At 41.6% G+C, this 20,399-nt stretch carries 21 protein-coding genes; 14 read left to right on the forward strand and 7 right to left on the reverse strand.

Annotated features, from left to right (window positions below; all coding sequences use genetic code 11):
* The first annotated feature begins 278 nt into the window (after window positions 1-278).
* The 4 genes from F8R90_RS07240 (at window position 279) to ribD (ending at window position 2,700) form a co-directional block, all read left to right on the forward strand.
* Window positions 279-878 carry an MBL fold metallo-hydrolase gene (locus F8R90_RS07240; RefSeq protein ID WP_196510190.1) on the forward strand — a complete coding sequence of 200 codons (600 nt, stop codon included), beginning with the start codon at window positions 279-281 and terminating at the stop codon, window positions 876-878.
* Between the two features lie 98 nt (window positions 879-976).
* Entirely contained in the window at window positions 977-1,162 is a 186-nt protein-coding gene (locus tag F8R90_RS07245; protein WP_230966177.1) for a hypothetical protein, read from the forward strand.
* A gap of 16 nt (window positions 1,163-1,178) precedes the next feature.
* Window positions 1,179-1,307 carry a hypothetical protein gene (locus F8R90_RS33340; RefSeq protein WP_269141733.1) on the forward strand — a complete coding sequence of 43 codons (129 nt, stop codon included), beginning with the start codon at window positions 1,179-1,181 and terminating at the stop codon, window positions 1,305-1,307.
* Between the two features lie 154 nt (window positions 1,308-1,461).
* Complete coding sequence (ribD, locus tag F8R90_RS07250) at window positions 1,462-2,700, forward strand: bifunctional diaminohydroxyphosphoribosylaminopyrimidine deaminase/5-amino-6-(5-phosphoribosylamino)uracil reductase RibD (protein ID WP_196510191.1); 1,239 nt, start codon at window positions 1,462-1,464, stop codon at window positions 2,698-2,700.
* Between the two features lie 40 nt (window positions 2,701-2,740).
* Here the strand turns inward: ribD and F8R90_RS07255 are convergent, their stop codons facing one another.
* From F8R90_RS07255 to F8R90_RS07265, 3 genes are all read right to left on the reverse strand, one after another.
* Complete coding sequence (locus tag F8R90_RS07255; RefSeq protein ID WP_190893672.1) at window positions 2,741-2,959, reverse strand: hypothetical protein; 219 nt, start codon at window positions 2,957-2,959, stop codon at window positions 2,741-2,743.
* Window positions 2,960-3,351: 392 nt separating this feature from the next.
* Window positions 3,352-5,166: a serine/threonine-protein kinase gene (locus tag F8R90_RS07260; RefSeq protein WP_196510192.1), complete on the reverse strand. Its 1,815-nt coding sequence runs from the start codon at window positions 5,164-5,166 to the stop codon at window positions 3,352-3,354.
* Between the two features lie 292 nt (window positions 5,167-5,458).
* Window positions 5,459-6,505: a hypothetical protein gene (locus F8R90_RS07265; RefSeq protein ID WP_196510193.1), complete on the reverse strand. Its 1,047-nt coding sequence runs from the start codon at window positions 6,503-6,505 to the stop codon at window positions 5,459-5,461.
* 927 nt (window positions 6,506-7,432) lie between these two features.
* Between F8R90_RS07265 and F8R90_RS07270 the strand changes: the two genes are divergently transcribed.
* Window positions 7,433-9,361, forward strand: a complete 1,929-nt coding sequence (locus F8R90_RS07270) for an alpha-amylase family glycosyl hydrolase (protein ID WP_196510194.1) — start codon at window positions 7,433-7,435, stop codon at window positions 9,359-9,361.
* 365 nt (window positions 9,362-9,726) lie between these two features.
* On the forward strand, window positions 9,727-10,473 hold the full coding sequence (locus tag F8R90_RS07275) for a hypothetical protein (RefSeq protein ID WP_196510195.1): 747 nt from the start codon (window positions 9,727-9,729) through the stop codon (window positions 10,471-10,473).
* Between the two features lie 345 nt (window positions 10,474-10,818).
* Here F8R90_RS07275 and F8R90_RS07280 read toward each other — a convergent pair whose 3' ends face one another.
* Window positions 10,819-11,226 (reverse strand): hypothetical protein, encoded by a 408-nt coding sequence (locus tag F8R90_RS07280; RefSeq protein ID WP_190893685.1) that lies wholly within the window; start codon window positions 11,224-11,226, stop codon window positions 10,819-10,821.
* 189 nt (window positions 11,227-11,415) lie between these two features.
* Here F8R90_RS07280 and ppsA point away from each other — a divergent pair, with 189 nt between their 5' ends.
* The 7 genes from ppsA to F8R90_RS07315 all read left to right on the forward strand — a co-directional run bounded on the left by ppsA (window position 11,416) and on the right by F8R90_RS07315 (window position 18,509).
* Window positions 11,416-13,875, forward strand: coding sequence for a phosphoenolpyruvate synthase (ppsA, locus tag F8R90_RS07285; protein ID WP_196510196.1), 2,460 nt, complete (start codon window positions 11,416-11,418; stop codon window positions 13,873-13,875).
* Window positions 13,876-13,929: 54 nt separating this feature from the next.
* On the forward strand, window positions 13,930-14,052 hold the full coding sequence (locus F8R90_RS07290) for an element excision factor XisI family protein (protein ID WP_442946741.1): 123 nt from the start codon (window positions 13,930-13,932) through the stop codon (window positions 14,050-14,052).
* Window positions 14,053-14,223: 171 nt separating this feature from the next.
* Window positions 14,224-14,817, forward strand: coding sequence for a GNAT family N-acetyltransferase (locus F8R90_RS07295; RefSeq protein WP_196510197.1), 594 nt, complete (start codon window positions 14,224-14,226; stop codon window positions 14,815-14,817).
* 38 nt (window positions 14,818-14,855) lie between these two features.
* Window positions 14,856-16,451 (forward strand): phospholipid carrier-dependent glycosyltransferase, encoded by a 1,596-nt coding sequence (locus F8R90_RS07300; RefSeq protein ID WP_196510198.1) that lies wholly within the window; start codon window positions 14,856-14,858, stop codon window positions 16,449-16,451.
* 295 nt (window positions 16,452-16,746) lie between these two features.
* Window positions 16,747-17,817, forward strand: a complete 1,071-nt coding sequence (locus F8R90_RS07305; RefSeq protein ID WP_196510199.1) for a Photosystem Q(B) protein 1 — start codon at window positions 16,747-16,749, stop codon at window positions 17,815-17,817.
* Between the two features lie 262 nt (window positions 17,818-18,079).
* Window positions 18,080-18,271, forward strand: coding sequence for a hypothetical protein (locus F8R90_RS07310; protein ID WP_190893694.1), 192 nt, complete (start codon window positions 18,080-18,082; stop codon window positions 18,269-18,271).
* A 34-nt stretch (window positions 18,272-18,305) separates the two neighbouring features.
* Window positions 18,306-18,509 carry an adenine deaminase C-terminal domain-containing protein gene (locus F8R90_RS07315; protein ID WP_269141735.1) on the forward strand — a complete coding sequence of 68 codons (204 nt, stop codon included), beginning with the start codon at window positions 18,306-18,308 and terminating at the stop codon, window positions 18,507-18,509.
* A gap of 14 nt (window positions 18,510-18,523) precedes the next feature.
* On the opposite strand, the gene F8R90_RS07320 is transcribed toward F8R90_RS07315, so the two are convergent.
* Entirely contained in the window at window positions 18,524-19,144 is a 621-nt protein-coding gene (locus F8R90_RS07320) for a CP12 domain-containing protein (RefSeq protein ID WP_196510200.1), read from the reverse strand.
* 214 nt (window positions 19,145-19,358) lie between these two features.
* Window positions 19,359-19,811: a hypothetical protein gene (locus tag F8R90_RS07325; protein ID WP_196510201.1), complete on the reverse strand. Its 453-nt coding sequence runs from the start codon at window positions 19,809-19,811 to the stop codon at window positions 19,359-19,361.
* 81 nt (window positions 19,812-19,892) lie between these two features.
* On the opposite strand from F8R90_RS07325, the gene F8R90_RS07330 reads away from it, so the two are divergent.
* Window positions 19,893-20,036 carry a hypothetical protein gene (locus F8R90_RS07330; protein ID WP_196510202.1) on the forward strand — a complete coding sequence of 48 codons (144 nt, stop codon included), beginning with the start codon at window positions 19,893-19,895 and terminating at the stop codon, window positions 20,034-20,036.
* On the opposite strand, the gene F8R90_RS07335 is transcribed toward F8R90_RS07330, so the two are convergent.
* Window positions 20,031-20,399: transposase (locus tag F8R90_RS07335; RefSeq protein ID WP_196510203.1), on the reverse strand; the 369-nt coding region annotated here is incomplete at its 5' end. The two genes, F8R90_RS07330 and F8R90_RS07335, sit on opposite strands and share 6 nt — an antisense overlap.

The raw sequence follows: 20,399 nt of genomic DNA on the forward strand, positions 1-20,399 counted from the left end.
CACTGTATTGCAGTGCAACCCGCGTCATTTCTCGAATCACCGACTCTGTAAACTGGTCTGCCTTCGCTGATATTTTTTGGCGCACAATCTCACTCACCCCTATACCTCCGTATTGCGGTTATGCGGAAATTTCTGTAAACCCAATACAATCCATAATATCGATAGACTTATCGTAGTATACTCAAATTCCAGATCCAGAGGGAATAGAACCTTATTATCTATATACTGAATTATTGAGATTAATAGTCAATTATTGAAGGTACTGATCCAGAATCATCATGAAATCTTTGCACCGTCCCGATCTGTATAGCTGGTCTAATTTCAATCCGGCAAGAAATATTGATTTCAATGGGATTGCCTGGATTCGCCCAGATGGCAACATCTTGATTGACCCAGTAGCCCTATCAAACCATGATTGGAATCATCTGAAATCCCTCGGTGGTGTGGTTTGGATTGTGCTGACAAATTCTGAGCATGTCAGGGCAAGTAAAGAAATTGCCGATCAAACCTATGCTAAGATAGCCGGCCCTCTGGCAGAAAAAGACAATTTTCCTATACATTGCGATCGCTGGCTGTCTGACGGTGAAGAATTTGTGCCAGGACTAGAGGTGATTGAACTCCACGGTTCTAAAACTCCCGGTGAATTAGCTCTGTTACTGGAGGAGACAACTTTAATTACAGGAGATTTAGTCAGGGCACGCAAAGCAGGTAGCTTAACGATTTTACCAGATGACAAGCTGCTGAATCGAGAAGAGGCTGTTGCTTCTGTGCAGAGGTTGGCTCAATTAAGTCGGGTAGAAGCAGTGCTGGTAGGGGATGGTTGGCCTGTTTTCCGTGATGGACGCGATCGCTTGCAAGAACTTGTAGCGACGCTTTAAATGGGTGGGGCGATTGGTCATATCATGTCCACCCAAAAGACCTCTCCCTGGTTTTACTACGCAAAACCTGTCCCTCTCCGAGTCGGAGAGGGACAGACTTGAACTTTAGTTCAAGGCAGAGAGAGGTCTGGCAAAATAACGTTGCTTGGCTGATGTGGCTAGGAGTTCATTTAGTATATCTTCCTGGCGATCGCAGTCGTTTCCTAGTCTTACTTACTTGGCTTCACACTTACTTATTTAGCGATCACTCAGTTCGCTTAATTCTGTCTGTGAAAAAACGTTAGCTTTCAAAGCGGATGATTGTACCGTCTTCCGCAATGGAAGCGATCGCTTACAGAAACTTGTAGCAAAGCTGTAAATGGGTGGGTAGTGGAGCAAGCGGCACAGGCAGGAATGTTGATATCTCCTGGCTATAAGTGGGATAGTTAACGCTACAGTTGAGTGAAATAATATCACATAAGCTGAGATAGCCAATAATAGCGCCTGGATTTGACTCTGTTTAATTATCAGGAGCAAAGCGCGATTCTCCTGTGGAAAGGCTGCGCGATCGCGTGCAGAATATTTACAAGTGTTGCCTAAAATTATGGATAATTCCCCAGTGGTCGCTCAAGCAGATGCATCCTTAGCAAATTACACTCAGGAAAGTATACATCTAGTGGAGTCAGCAGTTGGATTGAATTCACCACCGAAGGAAAAAATAGGAAGTGACTTTGACTCTCGCATGATGCTGCGGTGTTTGGAACTTGCTCGCCGCGCTTTAGGACGTACTTCGCCAAATCCGCTAGTGGGAGCAGTGATTGTCAAGGATGGCGAGATTGTCGGCGAAGGGTTTCATCCTCGTGCAGGTGAGCCTCATGCAGAAGTGTTTGCCTTGAGGGCAGCAGGCGTTGGCGCAGCCTCTCCCCAGGAGAATCGCGCCCGTGGTGCAACAATTTATGTCAGCCTAGAACCTTGCAATCACTACGGACGGACTCCCCCATGTTCAGAAGGATTGATCCAAGCAGGAGTGGCAAAAGTGGTAGTGGGTATGGTTGACCCCAATCCACTGGTAGCTGGAGGTGGTATTGCCCGTTTACGTGCGGCGGGGATCGAGGTGTTGGTCGGAGTAGAAGAAGCAGCTTGTCATCAGCTAAATGAAGCTTTTGTGCATCGCATTCTCTACAAGCGACCTTTGGGAATTTTAAAGTATGCCATGACTTTAGACGGCAAAATTGCTACCACCTCCGGTCACAGCGCCTGGGTGACAAGCCAAGAAGCCCGCAATGAAGTACATCAGTTGCGGGCGGCTTGCGATGCAATAATTGTCGGCGGTAATACAGTTCGACAAGATAATCCTTACTTAACCACCCGTCAGGTGGAGGCACATAATCCCCTGCGGGTGGTGATGAGCCGCCATCTCAACTTACCGGAAAGTGCCCATCTCTGGCAAACTGCGGATGCTCCCACTTTGGTGTTAACAGAGAAGGGTGCTAATCCCGACTTCCAAGAACTGTTGCTCAAGCAGGGGGTGGAAGTGGTGGAATTAACATTACTTACACCAGATAAGGCAATGGCGTACTTGTATGAGCGGGGTTTTTGTAGCGTCTTGTGGGAATGTGGTGGTACCTTAGCTGCTAGTGCGATCGCTCAAGGAGCAGTGCAAAAAGTTTTAGCATTTATTGCCCCGAAAATCATTGGTGGTAGCATTGCTCCCACACCGGTGGGCGATTTAGGTTTTACTACCATGACTGAGGCGTTGTCTCTAGAACGGGTTCGTTGGCGTGTAGTAGGCTCTGACTGCTTAGTGGAAGGTTATTTCCCCCAAAAAGCAAATAGTCAATAGTAATAACACTTGACTATCAATCAATTCATCGTGATATTGCTCATAAACACTGACGTTCATGAGCCATATCACGTATAAGGGCTAGCCGAGATTGAATGTAGTGGCAGAGAAAATCAGTTTCGTTAGAATCTAACAACACTTGCGTTTCGGTTTGTTTTACTAACCACTGCACCAAGCTAGCATCATCCAGTTGTAAGAGGAGCTTGGCTTGGGCAGTTTCAACCACTGACCAAAGCTGACGCATGATTGTAGGAGTCATCAGACCTCAATTGAATAATTAGCTTCGCTGTCTTCAGATTACACAATTACGATCGCACTTTACGATATGAATGTAGAAGCTGAGACAAGTATTATTAAAAACTTAATAATGGTATTTATAACTTTATGAAGATTAAGAATTTAAAACTTAGTTTAAAAAATGGGTATTCGGCATGGGGCAGGGCATGGGAAGGATATATTTTCATTCGTTTAGTTGCAAAACCTAGAAAATAAATCCACTAATTCTAAAAACTGGCTTTTTGTGCTTGTTAAGACCGAAATTGTCTTGATTGTAGCCCAATAAAGTCAGTTTTTTAATGACTATATTGAACCCTCCATTTGTCTTATAGGATACAAAAAATTTCACTTTCGAGACCAATGTTGAACAGGAAATTAACACCTTTTACCTGTAGATGGACTCACAAAATCATGTAAGTTTGCATCCCAAATACTAATGTAAATAAAATTACATTCTTGGCGGATAATCTGACCCTTAACTGAGCCATTCTTAAAACTAAAATTATCAGATTGGCGCTGTTGTACCTGTTTGAGTCCCTGCTTAATATCTTCAGTGGCTTGTCCATCTAACAATCCATTCAAGGTAGTTTCCATTACCTGTGGGTCTACCGATTGGGCAAAAGATACTTCAGTTTGACGCAGCACTTTAGAATTACGATCAAATAAGTAGCCAAGGTCAATTTTGTTTGGCACTAGTTTGTAAACGACAGCACGGGTATTGCCCCATGCACCTCTTAAATCTCGATTTGGTTTGCCGAGGGTAGCTTCTACAGCGCTTCTTGGTGTACCTGTAGGAAAAGCGGGAACGTTTTGGCTACTAGGAGGCTGATCGTTGTTTTGTGGTGCTGAAGGCGCTTCTGGTGTAGGAGATGCAGGAGATGCAATATTTTCTGGTTCTGGCTGTGGTATGGATACTGCTACTGGTGGTGGAGTATCTGAAATTACAGGCTCTTTTTCTGGCTGTGGTATGGATACAACTGGGGGATTAGAGGTTGGCAGAGGATCGGGAATTACTGGCTGTCGTCGTCGTGAGGTCGATATAACTGGAACTGGAGAAGTCTGGGAAGAAATGGGCGGTTTGGTAGATGTAGGAGTCGGAGAAAATTCTGGCGATGGCGTGGGACTTGTGGCAATGTTTGTTTCTGGTTGTTCTTGACGAGTGATGCCAGAAATTGCAACTGCACCAAGCAAGCCGCCTATCAGCAAACTACCAACAATCACAGCAGGTTTTTGCCAGTTTCCAGGAGATGCAATCGCAGAATTCTTTTGCGGAGAATATAATGGCTGGGTTTGTCGAGTTGATGCAGCAGTGGCAGAAAAACTGACTGTGGAATTATTTGCACCTAACTCAGGAGGTATATTGTTAGAAGATTGCAAGGCATGTAGCATTTTACTGGCAGTGCTGTAGCGATCGCCAGCATGAGGCTTAATTGCTTGATTGAGTATCGCCGCAAATTGGGAAGAGACATTAGGGGCGTGCTGCTGCCAAAGTATTTCACCAGTTTTGAGATCAGTTAGTAGTTCTTGCGGGTGTTTGCCAGTCAGCAGATAAATCGCCGTTAAACCTAAGCTGTAGATATCAGTGCCGTAAACTGGGCGGCCAACGGCTTGTTCACTAGGCATATACCCCGGTGTACCAATGACGAGCGATCGCGTGGGGTATCCTGGAGGATTAACCACTGAACGGATTGTTTCTTTGACTGCGCCAAAATCAATCAAAACTGGTTTGCCATCAACAGAACGGAGAATAATGTTTTCAGGCTTGATATCCCGGTGAATAATGCCTTTGCTATGGACATAATCTAAAACTGAAAGCAGACTCAAGAGAATTTGCCGAACAGCAGTTTCACTCTCAAATCCTTTAGATTCGACAATTTTGGTCAGGGTTTGGCCGTGAATCCATTCTTGGACGAGGTAAAATTGCCCATTCTCAGAAAAGTAGGCGTAGAGTTTAGGAATTTGGTTACTACTTTCACCCAAATACTCCAAGGTTGCGGCTTCCCGTTCAAACCTTTGTTGGATAAGTTGGTAATTTTGCGGGTCATTATTGGTTATCGGTTTTAGCTGCTTGATTACACAGCGGCGGCGAGAAGGCATATGGACATCTTCTGCCAGAAAGGTTTCGCCAAACCCACCAGCACCGATTACCTGGATAACTTGATAGCGATTGTTTAGCAGGGTTATTGTCATGAAAAATTACAAGCGTAGACACCGGAGACATTCAGCCTCTGGGCTTGTCGTCAGACATCGCCCTTTCCAAATGTACATCAGATAAGTTCATGAGTTATGCGAAGAGGCGGAGGGGCAGGGAGAGCAATTCCTGTCCCGTTCGCGCAGCGTCTCCAAGAGTTGCCGTGAAGCGGAGCGGAACATGGGTATCAAGCCCCGCCCAAAAGCGAGCGTTCTCGATTGGTCGGAGTACAAGATCCGTTACTACCTCCCCTGCTCCCTGCTCCCCGCTCCCCTGCCTCTTTTGACTGTACTAAGTAAACTCTATAGTCTCAACAAACTCTAAAATATTCTCCTTGATGTCTTCGGCTTCTTCTTCAAGGGAATCGGGAGTTTCGCCGTTGATAAAGCTGTGCTGACTACTAACTATATACAAAAATTCACCACTGATAAAGGTGAGCAGCCCCCGGTAAGCGTCTAATCTGATAGCAGTTCCATTATTTTCTTGCTTAGAAATCGTTGAACCTTTGGGCATATCAATTAACACGTAGTAAGCGCCTCGCAAAGTATCTTCCAGATATTCGGTATACTCCACAGAAGCATCTGGTACATTGACAAAAATCGCTTGGGGTACATACTTGTCTACTAAGATTGTTTGTAAATATTCTTCTTGTCCAACAGACTCAAGTTCCTCTAACTGTTCTAGAGGGAAAGGATAATAATCGATTCTCAGCAAAGTACCGATGTCATCGGAAAAGCCAACTACTCCTTCCTGGCTTTGAATTCTACCGCCCTGCTGCGGATCAACCGGAATCGGCACGGTAAAATTACCTAAAGGGGATTCATAGGTCTGTTGACTAAAATCTTCTATGACTACTGTCTCATCTTCGTCGTCTGTATATTCTTCTTCTGCTTCTTTAAAGGCTGCAATAACCTCCTTGATGATTTCCTCTGCCTCTTCATCCTCCAGTTCTAAGGCTGCTTGTAGCTTTTTGAGGTAGGCTTGTTTCGATTTGGGGATGGCGAGTTCATCGTCTAAAAGCACTATCACCCCAGCGGCAAAACCATCCAGCACTAATTCATCTGAGAGAGATACTTTGGCGACATTAAATAGGGGCCCAATTCCCTCTTCTTCTACAATGCCTATGAGTCTATCAACTATTTCGGCGATTTCATCTTCTGAGTATTCCTCAAAAACCTCGAATTCCCAAAGGATACCCGCTAAACTTTCTGCATCAACATCTTCAATGGATGAATCAGCGATCGCAGTGACAGTTGCGATCGCCGCCACCGCTTCCTCTGGACTTAACGATTCCTCTGATGTCTTTGGTGAGTTAAAAACCTTGTCATACTTGGTCATAAATGCTACCTCAATTAATTGCTTTATAGTAATAACAGATTGAAAGTGACAATGGTCAGTTTACCAATGGAGCGAATCTTCTAGAGAAAAAGTTGGCTAATACGTGGTTTACTCAGTATTTCTCAGGTGTAACCAAACCTTTTTGACAGCTAATCTCCAGCGCTAATTCAGTCTTGCTGTAATCCGACTTTACAAACTGCTGACTTTACATATCATGATTTGATACATACTCCGAAGCGATGGCGATATTTTCGTAAAAACTTGAATCTAACCAGTAAATTTCGTGTCCTTGGTCTTCCCAGGATGCCTGATATTTCATTTCAATGTTGTCCAGGTTTTTATAGTAATTCAAATGACCTCTATTCGAGTCTTTCAGATGGTAGTAATTAACCCAACAAATTTGATCGAGTTTCCATCCCATTGGGTTATTAACTAGCTATTGACTTTGCAATGCAAATTCTAGTTTCACACAGCAGGAGTTAAGGTTTTATAAAATATGTTGTCGAATATACGTTTAAACACGAGATGAACTCAGTATTTGCCGTAGATCAAATTTACTATGTAATGTAAATTTTTGTGATGAGGCAATTAATACAAGTAGACATAATTAAACATAAAATAAAATCCTAGTTCGTAGTCAGCGATTAATCGCTTAAAACAAAAATTATCAGCACTAAAGTCCTTACTCCATACTTTAATTTATTTACACCTAGCTACTTACCGTTAATCACTACTATATTTCTTGATTTTTATCCTCTAGCAAATGAATTATATCTATCGGCATAATTATAAACTAGCTAGCGATAGATACCTACACCGTGGGCAGGATGTCACAATACCGACGTTATCTGTAGTGACACACAATACTCGAAACGTTGTACTGTTGGTTCTACAAGTGTGAATTACATAAAATTTTGAGTTTTTTTTATGGTAAAAACCCCTCCATCCCAGTTTTCACCAGATCAATACAAAGTTGATTCTGCACAAGAAAAAGTAGAAGCTCTAATAGAAACACCACCATCAGATACGGAGATTGACTTAGAGTTTCTTTACACCAGAGATATTGAATTTCGTCAGGAAACCATTTATTTTCTTGTTGTTGATCGCTTTTATGATGGCGATCCAGATAATAGTGAAGGTGCAAACTCAGAACTGTACGATCCAACTAGACAAGATTGGGGTAAGTACTGGGGTGGCGACTTGCAAGGTGTCATCGATAAACTGGACTATCTCAAAAACATGGGAGTGACAGCTATTTGGCTAACTCCACTGTTTGAGCAGGTTGAAGAGTTATTTGTTGGTAATGCTGCGTTACATGGCTATTGGACAAAAGACTTTAAGCGGATTAATCCTCGCTATATTGCTGATGGAGAGAACCCTTCATTAAACGCTACCCAAGAAGAAAAAAATACGACTTTTGATCGGTTAATTACAGAACTGCACAAGCGGAATATGAAGCTGGTGCTGGATATTGTCTGCAACCATAGCAGCCCTGACACCAGCGGTAGCAAAGGCGAATTGTATGATGATGGAGTCAAAATTGCTGATTTTAATGATGATGTCAATCATTGGTATCACCACTATGGCGAAGTGCAAAACTGGGAAGACGACTGGCAAGTACAGAACTGTGAGTTAGCTGGTCTAGCAACCTTTAATGAAAACAATACTGAATATCGTCAGTATATCAAATCAGCAATTAAACAATGGCTAGACCGGGGTGTGGACGCACTACGGGTAGATACTGTCAAGCACATGCCTATCTGGTTTTGGCAAGAATTCACTGGCGAGATGACCAATCACAAACCAGATGTATTTATTTTTGGTGAATGGATCTACAGTAATCCTAGTGACGATCGCTCGGTGGAATTTGTTAACCACTCAGGCATGACACTTCTAGACTTTGGGTTGTGCGTGGCAATTCGAGCCGCACTGGCGCAAGGTTCAGAAATGGGATTCCAGACAATTCAATACATTTTTGACCAGGATTATCGCTACAACGGGGCAACAGAACTAGTTACCTTCATTGATAATCATGATATGTCCCGCTTTCAATCGCTGAACCCCGATCCAGCGATGTTGAAGGTTGCGATCGCCTTAATTATGACCTGTCGCGGCATTCCCTGCATCTATTACGGTACAGAACAATATCTGCATGACGATACCGATGGCGGTAACGACCCGTATAACCGCCCAATGATGGAAAATTGGGATAGTGAAAGTGAGATTTATCGTTGCATCCGGCTACTGTCTGGCTTACGGCGACTAAATCCAGCTGTGTCAATGGGTAGCCACTGGCAAAAATACTTAACACCAGATATTTACTGTTATGTACGCCGCTATCGTGACTCTGTGTGTTTTGTAGCTTTAAACCGGGGAGGAGAAGTTACTCTCCCAGAAGTAGAAACAGAATTGCCCGATGGAGAACATACTTGCGTAGTGACTCGCAACAAGTATGAAGTTAAAGACGGCAAGATTTATGACCTAGTATTAGAAGAACGGGGAGTGCTCGTTTTCAGCCACGTTGGCGAACGGATCAAAGCGCAGACAATTGTGCGCGTGCAACTCAATGGCGTAGATACCCAACCCGGCGAAACCATTGTGGTAACAGGAGATTGCCCAGAGTTGGGTAACTGGGATATCAGCAAAGCATATCCTTTAGAGTACATCAACTCGAATACCTGGTCTGCTGAGATTCCTTTTGACGAGAGTACTGGTAAGCTGATTGCTTATAAATATGCCATGTGGCGGGAAGGGCGATCGCCTCTGCGCGAAAACTTGGTAAATCGCCGCTGGGTAATTGCCAAAGAAGGTACTGTCAAATGGCGTGATACTTGGGCATCGGGAAGAGAATCGTAGAAATTTCAGATAAACAATAAAGTGCAAAGGAGCAAAATTTTCATCCTTTGCACTTTATTTTTTGTGAATTAATAGCGCTTCTCGTAACCTGCGGTCAACACATCTATCTATGTATGCAATCCTCTGATTTGTAAATGCTTCTTCAATATATTTTAGTTTATGGTGATCTGGATCACACCATTTTGGGAATAAAAATAAGTAATATCAAGCCGATAGACATCTAATAACTGTTAAAAAGAGGGCAAAAAGGCTCTAACTTTTACAGGATAAAAGAATAGATGATACCTTTGTGAGTGCTAAACTCACCAGTTTTTAATACTTACTAAGTCATCTAATCTAAAAAAATGAGAAAAAGGTAAATAGTAATGTTCGACCTATTGCTGAGAAATCAATTAAGTGCTCCCAAAAAAGTAAAATTTAAAAATGAAATTTTGGCACGAGTTGAAGGTCGAAATGCAGAACCTTTAAATGACGAAATAAATTTTTATAAAACTGAATTGCTTCCCTATTTTATCAAGTTGAGCCAACACAATCCTGTTTTTAGCGTTACAGAGCAATTACGGCTTTTAGTGGGTGTTTGGACACCAATCTGGTCTACCATATCGTTTCATGAAAGTTTACCCAAAAGAATACAAGAGCAGTCCTTCCAAATCTTCCAGCATGATGGTTACTGTGCCAGTGTAGCTCGCTATATAATGGGAAAAGAACCGTCTTTATCTCAATCTCAGAATTTTCAATCAAATTTACCAGCTTATGATTTCATGGTGATCCAAAAATATGGAGTTCAAAATGGTAAATGGTATCTTCAAAATATTGATAGATTTCAGGCTTTTACAAATAGAGAAATTCCTCTAACTTTAGAGTCAGTCTACAAGTGGTTTACTCATGTAGTTAACACTAAAGTCAAACTGAATGCGTCAAAAGGAGTTTCGCCTAAAGCTCTCAAATTAGAAAATATAGACATAAATCATGCTAATGGATTTCAAAAAACATCCTTAGCAACTTCTCAAGTGTTTGAACATTTATATATAGATAATGACTGGCGACTTGTGAAAACTCAAACAGATGCTTCACATATACCTAGTTACACAATTGCTGTGAGGAGGCAATAAGGATATAGCGGTTCCCATTCAGATGTGGTACAACATTACATCACGAGGTGTAGGGGCACTGCCGTGCCCCTACTTGCGGTTATACTCCAGCGCCTTGGTTTTGGAGTTGAAACAACCAGTAGTTATGGTAAATACCTATTGTCAAAGGGTCATGTATCATTCATTGCACGCAATCCATGTGAATAAATACTTGAATCAAATCCAATATCTAATTTTTTTTGCTATGGTGATCCCAAAGGAATTGTTAAGTACTTATGAGGTGTCAATCAAGTGACTAGTCGATTACTTTGTATATTAAAATACAAGTACATAGAGATGTTTTCTCTATAAAGTGGATCTGTTTTGTTACTTATTCGGTTGGGCAATACGCGCTTCAATATCTTCCAATGTTTGTAACAATAGACGACTTGCCTGCAATTGCCAACCCCATTTCTGAATTCTAAAAGCTAATACAGTTCCAACTATAGCTGCTAACAAACCTATGGGTTGGTTTAAAGAAATTCCGAATAACAAACCCAATCCAGCAATTCCCCAAAATGGTAAGGCAGCTGTTTGTCTTTGTTCTTCCACAATTTGAGCAATCATATTAGAAGATTGCTTAGTGGCAAGTAATGCCTCTTTTACTTGCCGCTGTTCGGCTGCCGATACTGATAAACCTATTTTGCGCCGTAGTTTTTCAATTTTGCGGGCATCAGTGCTGTACTCAGTTAGCTCATCTTCTGCCATTTTCAGAAGTCGTTCTAGTTGTGCCATTGTGCATTGCATCCGGTATTACGATACAGCCATTATCCCGAATAATTGTTATTTATGGACTATGGTTTTGTATTTAATTGCACAATCTAAAATCACGCCACTAACTGTAATATCTAAAATTGAATATGGGAAAAATATACTAGCGGTTACCCACTGTCAAACTGAGTATAAAGTTAAAAGGTAATATTTATGACTACAGTATCTAAAAGCACATTATCTCAATCTTCTCAAGAGCGATCGCTCATCTTGTGGTTTGATGAAGTTGGCATTGCTGATATCCCCGTAGTTGGTGGTAAAAATGCCTCACTGGGGGAAATGATTCAACAGCTAACGCCCAAAGGGATTAACGTTCCCACTGGATTTGCCACCACTGCTTATGCTTATCGTTATTTCATTCAATCAGCCGGCTTAGAAGCAAAGCTACGCAAACTCTTTGCTGACTTGGATGTTGAGGATGTCAAAAATTTACGAGAACGGGGAAAAAAAGCGCGATCGCTATTAATCCACACCCCATTTCCTTTAGAATTGCGAGAGGCGATCGCTAAAGCTTACCAGAGCTTGTGTGAACGATACAACGCAGAGACAGATGTTGCAGTCCGTTCCAGCGCCACCGCCGAAGACCTTCCCGATGCTAGTTTTGCTGGACAGCAAGAAACTTACCTCAACGTTGTCGGCGCTGAAGGAGTTTTAGCAGCTTGTCATAAATGCTTTGCTTCCATATTTACCGATCGCGCTATTTCTTATCGTCACGCCAAGGGATTTGATCACTTTAGCATTGCTCTGGCTGTGGGCGTGCAAAAAATGGTGCGTTCTGATTTAGCAACCTCTGGGGTGATGTTCTCTATTGACACAGAAACCGGATTTAAGGATGCTGCACTGATTACAGCCGCCTACGGTTTAGGAGAAAATGTTGTTCAGGGGTCTGTAAATCCCGATGAATATTATGTTTTTAAACCAACTTTAAAAGCAGGCTTTCGCCCAATTATCGATAAAAAATTGGGTAGTAAAGAACTGAAAATGATTTATGATGACGGCTCAAAATTTACGAAAAATGTTTCTGTTTCGTCCAGTGAAAGAAACAAATTTGCCCTGAATGATGAAGAGATTTTACAACTAGCAAATTGGGCATGTTTAATTGAAGACCATTATTCACAAGTCCACGGTATTTTCACTCCAATGGATATTGAGTGGGCAAAAGATGGAATTACTAACCAACTTTTTATTGTGCAAGCGCGTCCCGAAACCGTCCAGTCGCAGAAGACGGGAAATGTGTTGCGGAGTTATCGATTGCTATTGGGGAATAAGGAAAAATCTTCCCACTCCCCACTCCCACTTATTACGGGACGTGCGATTGGGGAAGCGATTAGTCAAGGGAAAGCCCGCCTAATTTTAGATGTTCAAAAACTCGAACAGTTCCAAGCCGGGGAAGTTTTGGTAACAGAGAGAACTGACCCAGATTGGGAACCGATTATGAAACGCGCCAGTGCAATTGTTACCAATTCTGGTGGAAGAACATGCCATGCAGCAATTATTGCGCGAGAATTGGGTGTACCTGCGATCGTCGGATGCGGCAATGCTACAGAAATCCTGAAACCTGGTCAAGAAGTGACGATTTCTTGCGCTGAAGGCGAAGAAGGAAAAGTTTATGCAGGCTTATTACCTTTTGAAGTGAAAGAAGTTCCTTTAGATAATTTACCCCGCACCCGCACTCAAATTTTAATGAATGTGGGCAATCCTCAAGAAGCATTGAGTTTATCTGCAATTCCCAATGATGGAGTAGGTTTAGCGCGGACAGAATTTATCATCGCTAACCAAATTCAAATTCATCCAATGGCGCTGATTCACTATGACTTATTAAAAGATGAATTTGTCAAAGCTAAAATTGCTGACATTACCGCACTTTACGACGATAAACCCCAGTATTTTGTAGATAAATTAGCCCAAGGCATAGGTAGAATTGCAGCAGCATTTTATCCCAAACCAGTGATTGTCCGAACATCAGATTTTAAAAGTAATGAATATGCCAACTTGTTAGGTGGGCGACAGTTTGAACCCCATGAAGAAAACCCAATGCTGGGTTGGCGGGGGGCGGCACGTTACTATGATGAAGGCTACAGAGAAGCTTTTGCCCTAGAATGTCATGCTATCAAGCGGGTACGGGAAGAAATGGGTTTAACGAATGTTATCCCGATGATTCCCTTTTGCCGTACTCCCGATGAGGGACGTTTAGTTTTAGCAGAGATGGCAAAAAATGGTTTAAAGCAAGGTGTTAACGACTTGCAGGTTTATGTAATGTGCGAGTTGCCTAATAATGTGATTATGGCTGAGGAGTTTGCTGAGGTATTTGATGGCTTCTCCATTGGTTCTAATGACCTAACTCAGTTGACACTGGGGTTAGACAGGGATTCGGCATTAGTGGCACAGTTATTTGATGAACGCAGTCAAGGTGTAAAGCGAATGGTAAAAATGGCGATAGAAGCGGCGAAAAAATGCGATCGCAAAATCGGCATTTGTGGACAAGCACCCAGTGATTACCCAGAATTTGCTCAGTTTTTGGTTGAACAAGGAATTGACTCGATTAGTCTCAATCCAGATTCGGTTTTAAAGACGATGCTAGAAGTTGCAAAAGTCGAGGGTACTAATTCGTAATTCGTAATTTGTAATTCGTAATTCGTAATTGATATTATTGATGGGAAAATTTGGATTCAACTTGATGGTGCTGAAGAGGGGGTAGCAACAGAATTGGTGAGGGCAGGTATATTAAAAGATCGGATTGTGTTAGGTTTCCGGTCTGAGGAACTGCGGAAAGATTCAGAATTTGCGTAGTTTACCGCCGCAGGCATCGCATAACCAACGGTAGTTGAACTTCTGGATAACTGCCCATAGCATAGCGATCGCCATATTTTCTTTGTGTTATTGTCTACAAAACTTTTGACTCCTCAACCATAAGTATCTTAGTATTTTGCAGAATGGCGATTTAGTTTAGCCAAAAGCAAGATGACAAATCTGTTGGAAACAGAACGCTTGATTATTCGCAGTTGGATACCCGAACGCGATGCCGAGCAAGCCTTCGTAATTTACAGTGACCCCAAAGTTACGCACTTTCTTGGTAAAGCTTCTCTGGTTATAAGTGTTGAGTCACAGCGTCAGCGCTTGATTGAAAACATTGAGCGATCCCACCGACGCAACAATGGTACTGGATCTTGGGCAATTGTCGAAAAGGAAACTACAACAATTGTGGGAACTATCCTTCTCAAACAATTGCCCGACAAAGATGGTTTACCCACTCAAGATTATGAGGTAGGCTGGCACTTGAGGCGAGCTTCTTGGGGTAAAGGGTATGCAACAGAAGCAGGACAAGTTATGCTCAACTACGGCTTTAGTGTTTTGAACTTGCCACTGATTTATGCCGTAGTGAAGCCAGAAAATCATGCTTCAATCCGTGTAACTCAAAGACTGGGTATGAAACCAATAGGGCGAACAAACAAGTATTACGGTATTGAACTACTCCTGTTTCAACTAGATTCACCTGAAAAGTGTAGGGAAAACAAGGGATCAGAGCGGCAGAGAATAGGGGAGAATAACTCTTGACTAATGCCCAATGCCTAATGACTAATAACTCTTGACTAATGAATAAAAAGTGGTTCCGAATTGGGATGGTGAGTGTATTTGTTCTCTCACTTGCCTTACGGTTTTGGGGACTGGAGCGATTCAACACTCTGGTATTTGATGAAGTTTACTTTGCAAAATTCGGTAATAATTATCTCACGCATACGCCATTTTTTAATGCTCATCCGCCGCTGAGTCAGTATATGGTCGGCATCGGCATTTGGATTGGCAGTCATATTCCTTTTTGGCACGATACGGTAAATGGATTGACAGGTTCATTGCGATCGCCTTGGACTTATCGGTGGTTCAATGCCCTTACTGGCTCATTTATCCCTTTAGTTGTGGCTGCGATCGCTTATCAATTAAGTTATCGTCGTAGCTTTGCAATCCTAGCAGGTTTGTTCACAGCTTGTGATGGCATATTTTTAGTTGAGTCTCGCTATGCTTTAAGTAATATTTATATCGTCATCTTTGGTTTGTTAGGGCACTGGTTTTTATTATTGGCATTAGATAACCAAAATCGGCGACGTTCTTTTTGGTTAGTTTTTGCTGGCATTAGTTTTGGTGCGTCAGTTGGTACTAAGTGGAATGGTTTATGGTTCCTGTCAGGTGCTTATCTCATTTGGATAGCAGCTTGGGTAATTCATTCAATCCATTCTTTTTCTAACTCCAAACTCTTTTTTACATCCCCTTTATTAAAGGAGGCAGAAGGCAGGAGTCAGGAGGAGGCAGAAGGCATGAGGCAGGAGGAGGCAGAAGGCATGAGGCAGGAGGCAGAAGGTAGGAGTCAGGAGTCAGGAGTTAGTACTTATTCTTCCTTATCCCCCTTATCTTCCTCATCTCAGACACCACTACAAAACTTAACTCAGCTAAATATTTTTCACATGCTGTTTTATCTAGGAATTATCCCAGCTTTGATTTACAGCATCATCTGGATTCCTCACCTTCAGCTAGATAAAACATACGGATTTATTGCAGTACATCAGCAAATTTTGAAGTTTCACTTACAGTTAGGTGGCAATAGTCCTAACGTGCATCCTTACTGTGCTGCCTGGTATAAATGGCCGTTGATGACTCGACCAATGGCATATTATTATCAAACGGCTGAAAGCATCACCGAACCGTTACCTGTGATGGGCCCGCCTTTACCTGCGGGTGTTGGACAAGTTATTTATGATGTCCATGCAATGGGCAATCCATTTTTGTGGTGGTTTGGTGTCGCGGCCATGTGGTTTTTAGTAGGAATGCTGGTATCACAAGCCGTAATTCCTTGGGTGAAAGAAAAGCGTTTTTCTATGCCTGCAACTCTTAGTGTTGATACTTGGATTGCCTTATATTTAGTTATAAATTATGCTGCTAACTTATTACCTTGGGTGAAGGTAACAAGGTGCGTTTTTATCTACCACTATATGTGTGCAGTGGTATTTATATTTTTAGCGATCGCTTGGTTTGTAGATCAATGTCTTCGCAGTTATTATCAACAACTCCGGGCGCTAGGTATCACCATTACTTTTATTATTCTGCTTGCTTTTATTTTCTGGATGCCCGTTTATTTAGGTTTACCCCTTTCCCCTGATGGTTATAAGCTGCGAATGTGGTTCAACTCTTGGATTTGATTAAAGGAGCATTGGTAGCCATCGGTACATAATTAAGGGTTCGCCCGTGCCATTCTCCTCAACTGAGTTCAGGAATTTCCCAAGCTGTTTAGTACTTTCAGATGCATTTGCCCTTCTCCAATCTGAATCCTGACAAAATTTAAGTTTTAATAAGCACCGTATTTCTTCACAAGTTCCTCAAATTCTTTTTCTAACTTCAAGATAAAGATGCTCAACTGGTCAAGCAAAATAGATAGACATCTGTTAAAAGTAGTTGAGAAATTTGGAGTTTGGAATTGCTTAGGAGGTACAAACCATGAGTACCATTATTCAACCTCAAAGAGAATTTGATTTTTTTGATTTATGGGATAGTTTTTGTAGCTGGATTACTAGCACAGAAAATCGAATTTACATCGGCTGGTTTGGTGTGTTGATGATCCCCAGCTTGCTGGTTGCCACCACCTGTTTTATTTTGGCTTTTATTGCCGCTCCCAGCGTAGATATGGATGGCATCCGTGAGCCAATCATGGGTTCACTGATGGATGGTAATAACTTAATTACAGCCGCAGTTGTGCCTACCTCCGCTGCTATTGGTTTGCACTTTTATCCGATTTGGGAAGCTGCATCAATTGATGAATGGCTCTACAATGGTGGGCCATATCAGTTGATTGTGCTGCATTTTCTGATTGGTATTTGGTGCTTCTTAGGGCGACTTTGGGAATTGAGCTATCGTTTGGGAATGCGCCCCTGGATAGCAATTGCCTATTCTGCACCAGTCATCGCCGCTACTTCGGTTTTGCTAGTTTATCCCATTGGTCAAGGTAGTTTTGCTGATGGTTTGCCTTTGGGAATTGCTGGGACTTTCCACTTTATGTTGGCTTTCCAAGGGGATCACAATATCCTTATGCACCCGTTCCATATGTTGGGTGTAGCAGGTATATTTGGCGGCGCACTGTTGAGTTCTTTGCATGGTTCTTTGGTGACTTCAACGCTAGTTCGGAATACCAATGAAAATGAATCAATTAATGCCGGATATAAGCTGGGTCAGCCGAAAGTTACCTACAATTACTTGGCAGGACATTATGGCTTCTTGGGACGTTTATTGATTCCTACCTTTGCTAGCAAAAATCATCGTGCTTTTCATTTATTATTAGCAGCATTGCCAACGGTAGGTATTTGGTTTGCAGCAATGGGTGTATGTTCGATGGCATTTAATATTAATGGCTTGAACTTTAATCATTCCATCTTAGATAGTCAGGGTGAAGTAATTAGAACCAATGCTGATATACTGAACCGTGCCAATCTTGGTATAAGTGCAATGCACGCTCCTAATGTTCATCATTTTCCTTTAGTTTTGTCTAGTAGTCAACCTGTTCCAGTTAGTTAAGGATTGCATCTATGCATTTTTATAGTTGTTTATAACCTACCTGTCATTCTGGGATTAGTTAATATTACGGGTAGGTTTTTTGCCTGAAAAGTTATGTAAAGTATCAGATTCCAGATGATTTATAACATAGAGGATTTTCTCTTTGAGTGTTATCTGAGCCAGAGAGATTAAGGAGGAAGATTAACAAGTATTTTGAAAAGCTCGGAGAAACTCTTAGAAAATATTGCTCTTATAACACGAATTAATTAAGGAGGGAACTATCATGCAAAAAGAATATATGGAGATTTTAGAAGCATTAATTGATAAATTGACATTATCTACAATCTTAGAAATGTTAGAGCGAATATGTCACAAAAAAGCTGAAAATCTGAGAAATCATTGGCAAGATGAGGCTTCAGCAAAGCTTTGGGAGAAAGCTGCTAGACAGATAGAACAGATAAATATTGATGTTTGATTAAACCATAAAGCCCGCTAAACCTGTAGCTGGACTGATGAGTGCAGAAAATGGTTACGAAGTAGCACAACAACATTCTCGCTTGGATGCTTGGGCAAAACACGTTGGTTCTACACTTTCAGCACCATTTATGACGCTTTCATTTATGGCACTGTTGGTAATTCCCGATTTAAAATTGAGCGATCGAGGCTTGTTTAGCGGTAAGGATTTTAAGTTTGTATCGCTGTGGATTGATTAAGGAAATTGAGGAGCTTACCCACTACACCAGGTGTCATAAATTTCCTTTGCTTCTGGATATTCATCGCAGTATTCTTCAAGGGCTGTTTTCACGATTTTCTCTGCTCGTTGATGTGCTATCTCGGCTTGTAATTCTTCGATCGCGTCCCAAACAGCAGCACATTCTTCTGAGCGGATGCCTTTTTGATCGCAAACGGCACGAGCTTTTTTAATTTCGTCCTGAAGCTGTTGTTCTAGCAGGATAGTATGGGGTTGCTCAAGAAAGTTACTATTAGCGAGAATGTCAGCCAGAGAAATGATACCCAGTAGTTTGCCCTGAATAACAGGCGCTCTCTGCAAATTATGGTCAGCAAATAATCGTGCTACGTATTCTAAGCCCAGGTCAGGATTGACGGCAATACAAGGCTTGGTCATGACTTCATAAACACGCACTTTACAGGGATCTTTGCCATAAGCAATTACTTTATAGACAATATCCTTTTCGGTAATCATGCCGTAGGCATCCTGTTCATAGTGACGATCTACAACCAGCGCTTTCCAATCCCTTGCCCTTAAGAGTCTGACTGCTTCAGCCACCGTTGCTGAACTGCGAATCGTAGCAACATCTTTAGTCATAATGTCAGATGCTTTCAACATAATGCTCTCCAAATGTTTAATGAAGCTGATGCAATAGGGCTTTAATAACTTTAATAATCTTCAAGTTGAGAACTGATTTTTTTCAAATATTTAGCATGTATATTAATATTTTGAATAAGTTTTTGTATTGAAACGAGCAATGGATCGAATGTATTTGATTGACTACACTCGATAAATTACCAAAAACAATTTTTATCCGAATTTTAATTAACAGCTAAAAACGTGTTGTTTCTAGCTGCTCTTGTGATTGATTAGCCCTATTTTGCAGATGCATCCATTGAAAAGCAGTAATATTTAATAATAAACCCACAAGGAATAAAAAGACCATTAAAGCTATTTGATACCAGAGAAGTGGCTGAACAAATAAATCTAAAATCACATGCAGTAAGTTCATGATGCTGTAAAAGACAGTTAAGCCAAAATGAATAATTCGATAACGCTTTGAATCAGTAAAAGTGGTGGCAATCATTGCTATCATTGGTAGTACAAAAAACCCTAACATCAACCACATAATTCCAGAAATATCATTGATGGTTGTGGCTGGTTGAGATTCGACGACAGGTAACCCGTGAAAAAGCGGTATTAAATTTAGTTGTGTATGAAACAGTGTTCCTAGTAGAAATACTGTCCAAAGAGCAATGATTCTTTGCCGATAATAAACTGCCATAATTGCTTCTAAAATTCTTTTGCAATTGCCTCACTTTCAACTTAGACAAAGAATTTGAGTAACTTGTGAAGATAAGCAAAATTGATAACTTTACGTCCTTCTAACTGTGGCTTTTCTCTCACCAAGGCGGCGGGAAGCCCACTTCTTCTCTACGAGACGCTGGGCGAACAAGGGGTGGGAGGGGTAGCCGCCCCGCCGCCGTTACAGCATCTACGGCTGTTATGAGGTATAGTAGCAGCAACTAGCAAACCAGTTTCTTAAATGTTGAGGATTTATTAATTCGAGTGCAACTGAGATTAGCTTATCAATCATTTCTGTTGTAGTTGGAGCGAAACTGCGCAAAAAAGATTTAAGTTGTGACCACCATAGTTCAATTGGATTAAAATCGGGGGAATATGAGGATAAACAGATAACTTTCGCACCTACAGCTTCAATCATTGGCACAATTGAATCTAGTTTATGTGCGGATAAATTATCCATCACCACCACTGCTCCTGACCATAAATTTGGCACTAAAAACTTCTCAACAAATAATTCAAATGCAATGCCATCCATTGAGTTATTTATTGTCATTAATGCAACTACTTT

This window comes from Nostoc sp. NZL (assembly GCF_015714705.1).
GTDB lineage: Bacteria > Cyanobacteriota > Cyanobacteriia > Cyanobacteriales > Nostocaceae > Nostoc > Nostoc foliaceum_A.

Bases quoted from the DNA above. Each gene is read 5' to 3' on its own strand.
- F8R90_RS07310 (WP_190893694.1), top strand. From the start codon at position 18,080: ATGCAAAAAGAATATATGGAGATTTTAGAAGCATTAATTGATAAATTG.
- F8R90_RS07240 (WP_196510190.1), top strand. From the start codon at position 279: ATGAAATCTTTGCACCGTCCCGATCTGTATAGCTGGTCTAATTTCAAT.
- F8R90_RS07265 (WP_196510193.1), bottom strand. From the start codon at position 6,505: ATGACCAAGTATGACAAGGTTTTTAACTCACCAAAGACATCAGAGGAA.
- F8R90_RS07300 (WP_196510198.1), top strand. From the start codon at position 14,856: ATGAATAAAAAGTGGTTCCGAATTGGGATGGTGAGTGTATTTGTTCTC.
- ribD (WP_196510191.1), top strand. From the start codon at position 1,462: ATGGATAATTCCCCAGTGGTCGCTCAAGCAGATGCATCCTTAGCAAAT.
- F8R90_RS07275 (WP_196510195.1), top strand. From the start codon at position 9,727: ATGTTCGACCTATTGCTGAGAAATCAATTAAGTGCTCCCAAAAAAGTA.
- F8R90_RS07280 (WP_190893685.1), bottom strand. From the start codon at position 11,226: ATGGCACAACTAGAACGACTTCTGAAAATGGCAGAAGATGAGCTAACT.
- ppsA (WP_196510196.1), top strand. From the start codon at position 11,416: ATGACTACAGTATCTAAAAGCACATTATCTCAATCTTCTCAAGAGCGA.
- F8R90_RS07320 (WP_196510200.1), bottom strand. From the start codon at position 19,144: ATGTTGAAAGCATCTGACATTATGACTAAAGATGTTGCTACGATTCGC.
- F8R90_RS07270 (WP_196510194.1), top strand. From the start codon at position 7,433: ATGGTAAAAACCCCTCCATCCCAGTTTTCACCAGATCAATACAAAGTT.
- F8R90_RS07255 (WP_190893672.1), bottom strand. From the start codon at position 2,959: ATGACTCCTACAATCATGCGTCAGCTTTGGTCAGTGGTTGAAACTGCC.
- F8R90_RS07325 (WP_196510201.1), bottom strand. From the start codon at position 19,811: ATGGCAGTTTATTATCGGCAAAGAATCATTGCTCTTTGGACAGTATTT.
- F8R90_RS07260 (WP_196510192.1), bottom strand. From the start codon at position 5,166: ATGACAATAACCCTGCTAAACAATCGCTATCAAGTTATCCAGGTAATC.
- F8R90_RS07305 (WP_196510199.1), top strand. From the start codon at position 16,747: ATGAGTACCATTATTCAACCTCAAAGAGAATTTGATTTTTTTGATTTA.
- F8R90_RS07295 (WP_196510197.1), top strand. From the start codon at position 14,224: ATGACAAATCTGTTGGAAACAGAACGCTTGATTATTCGCAGTTGGATA.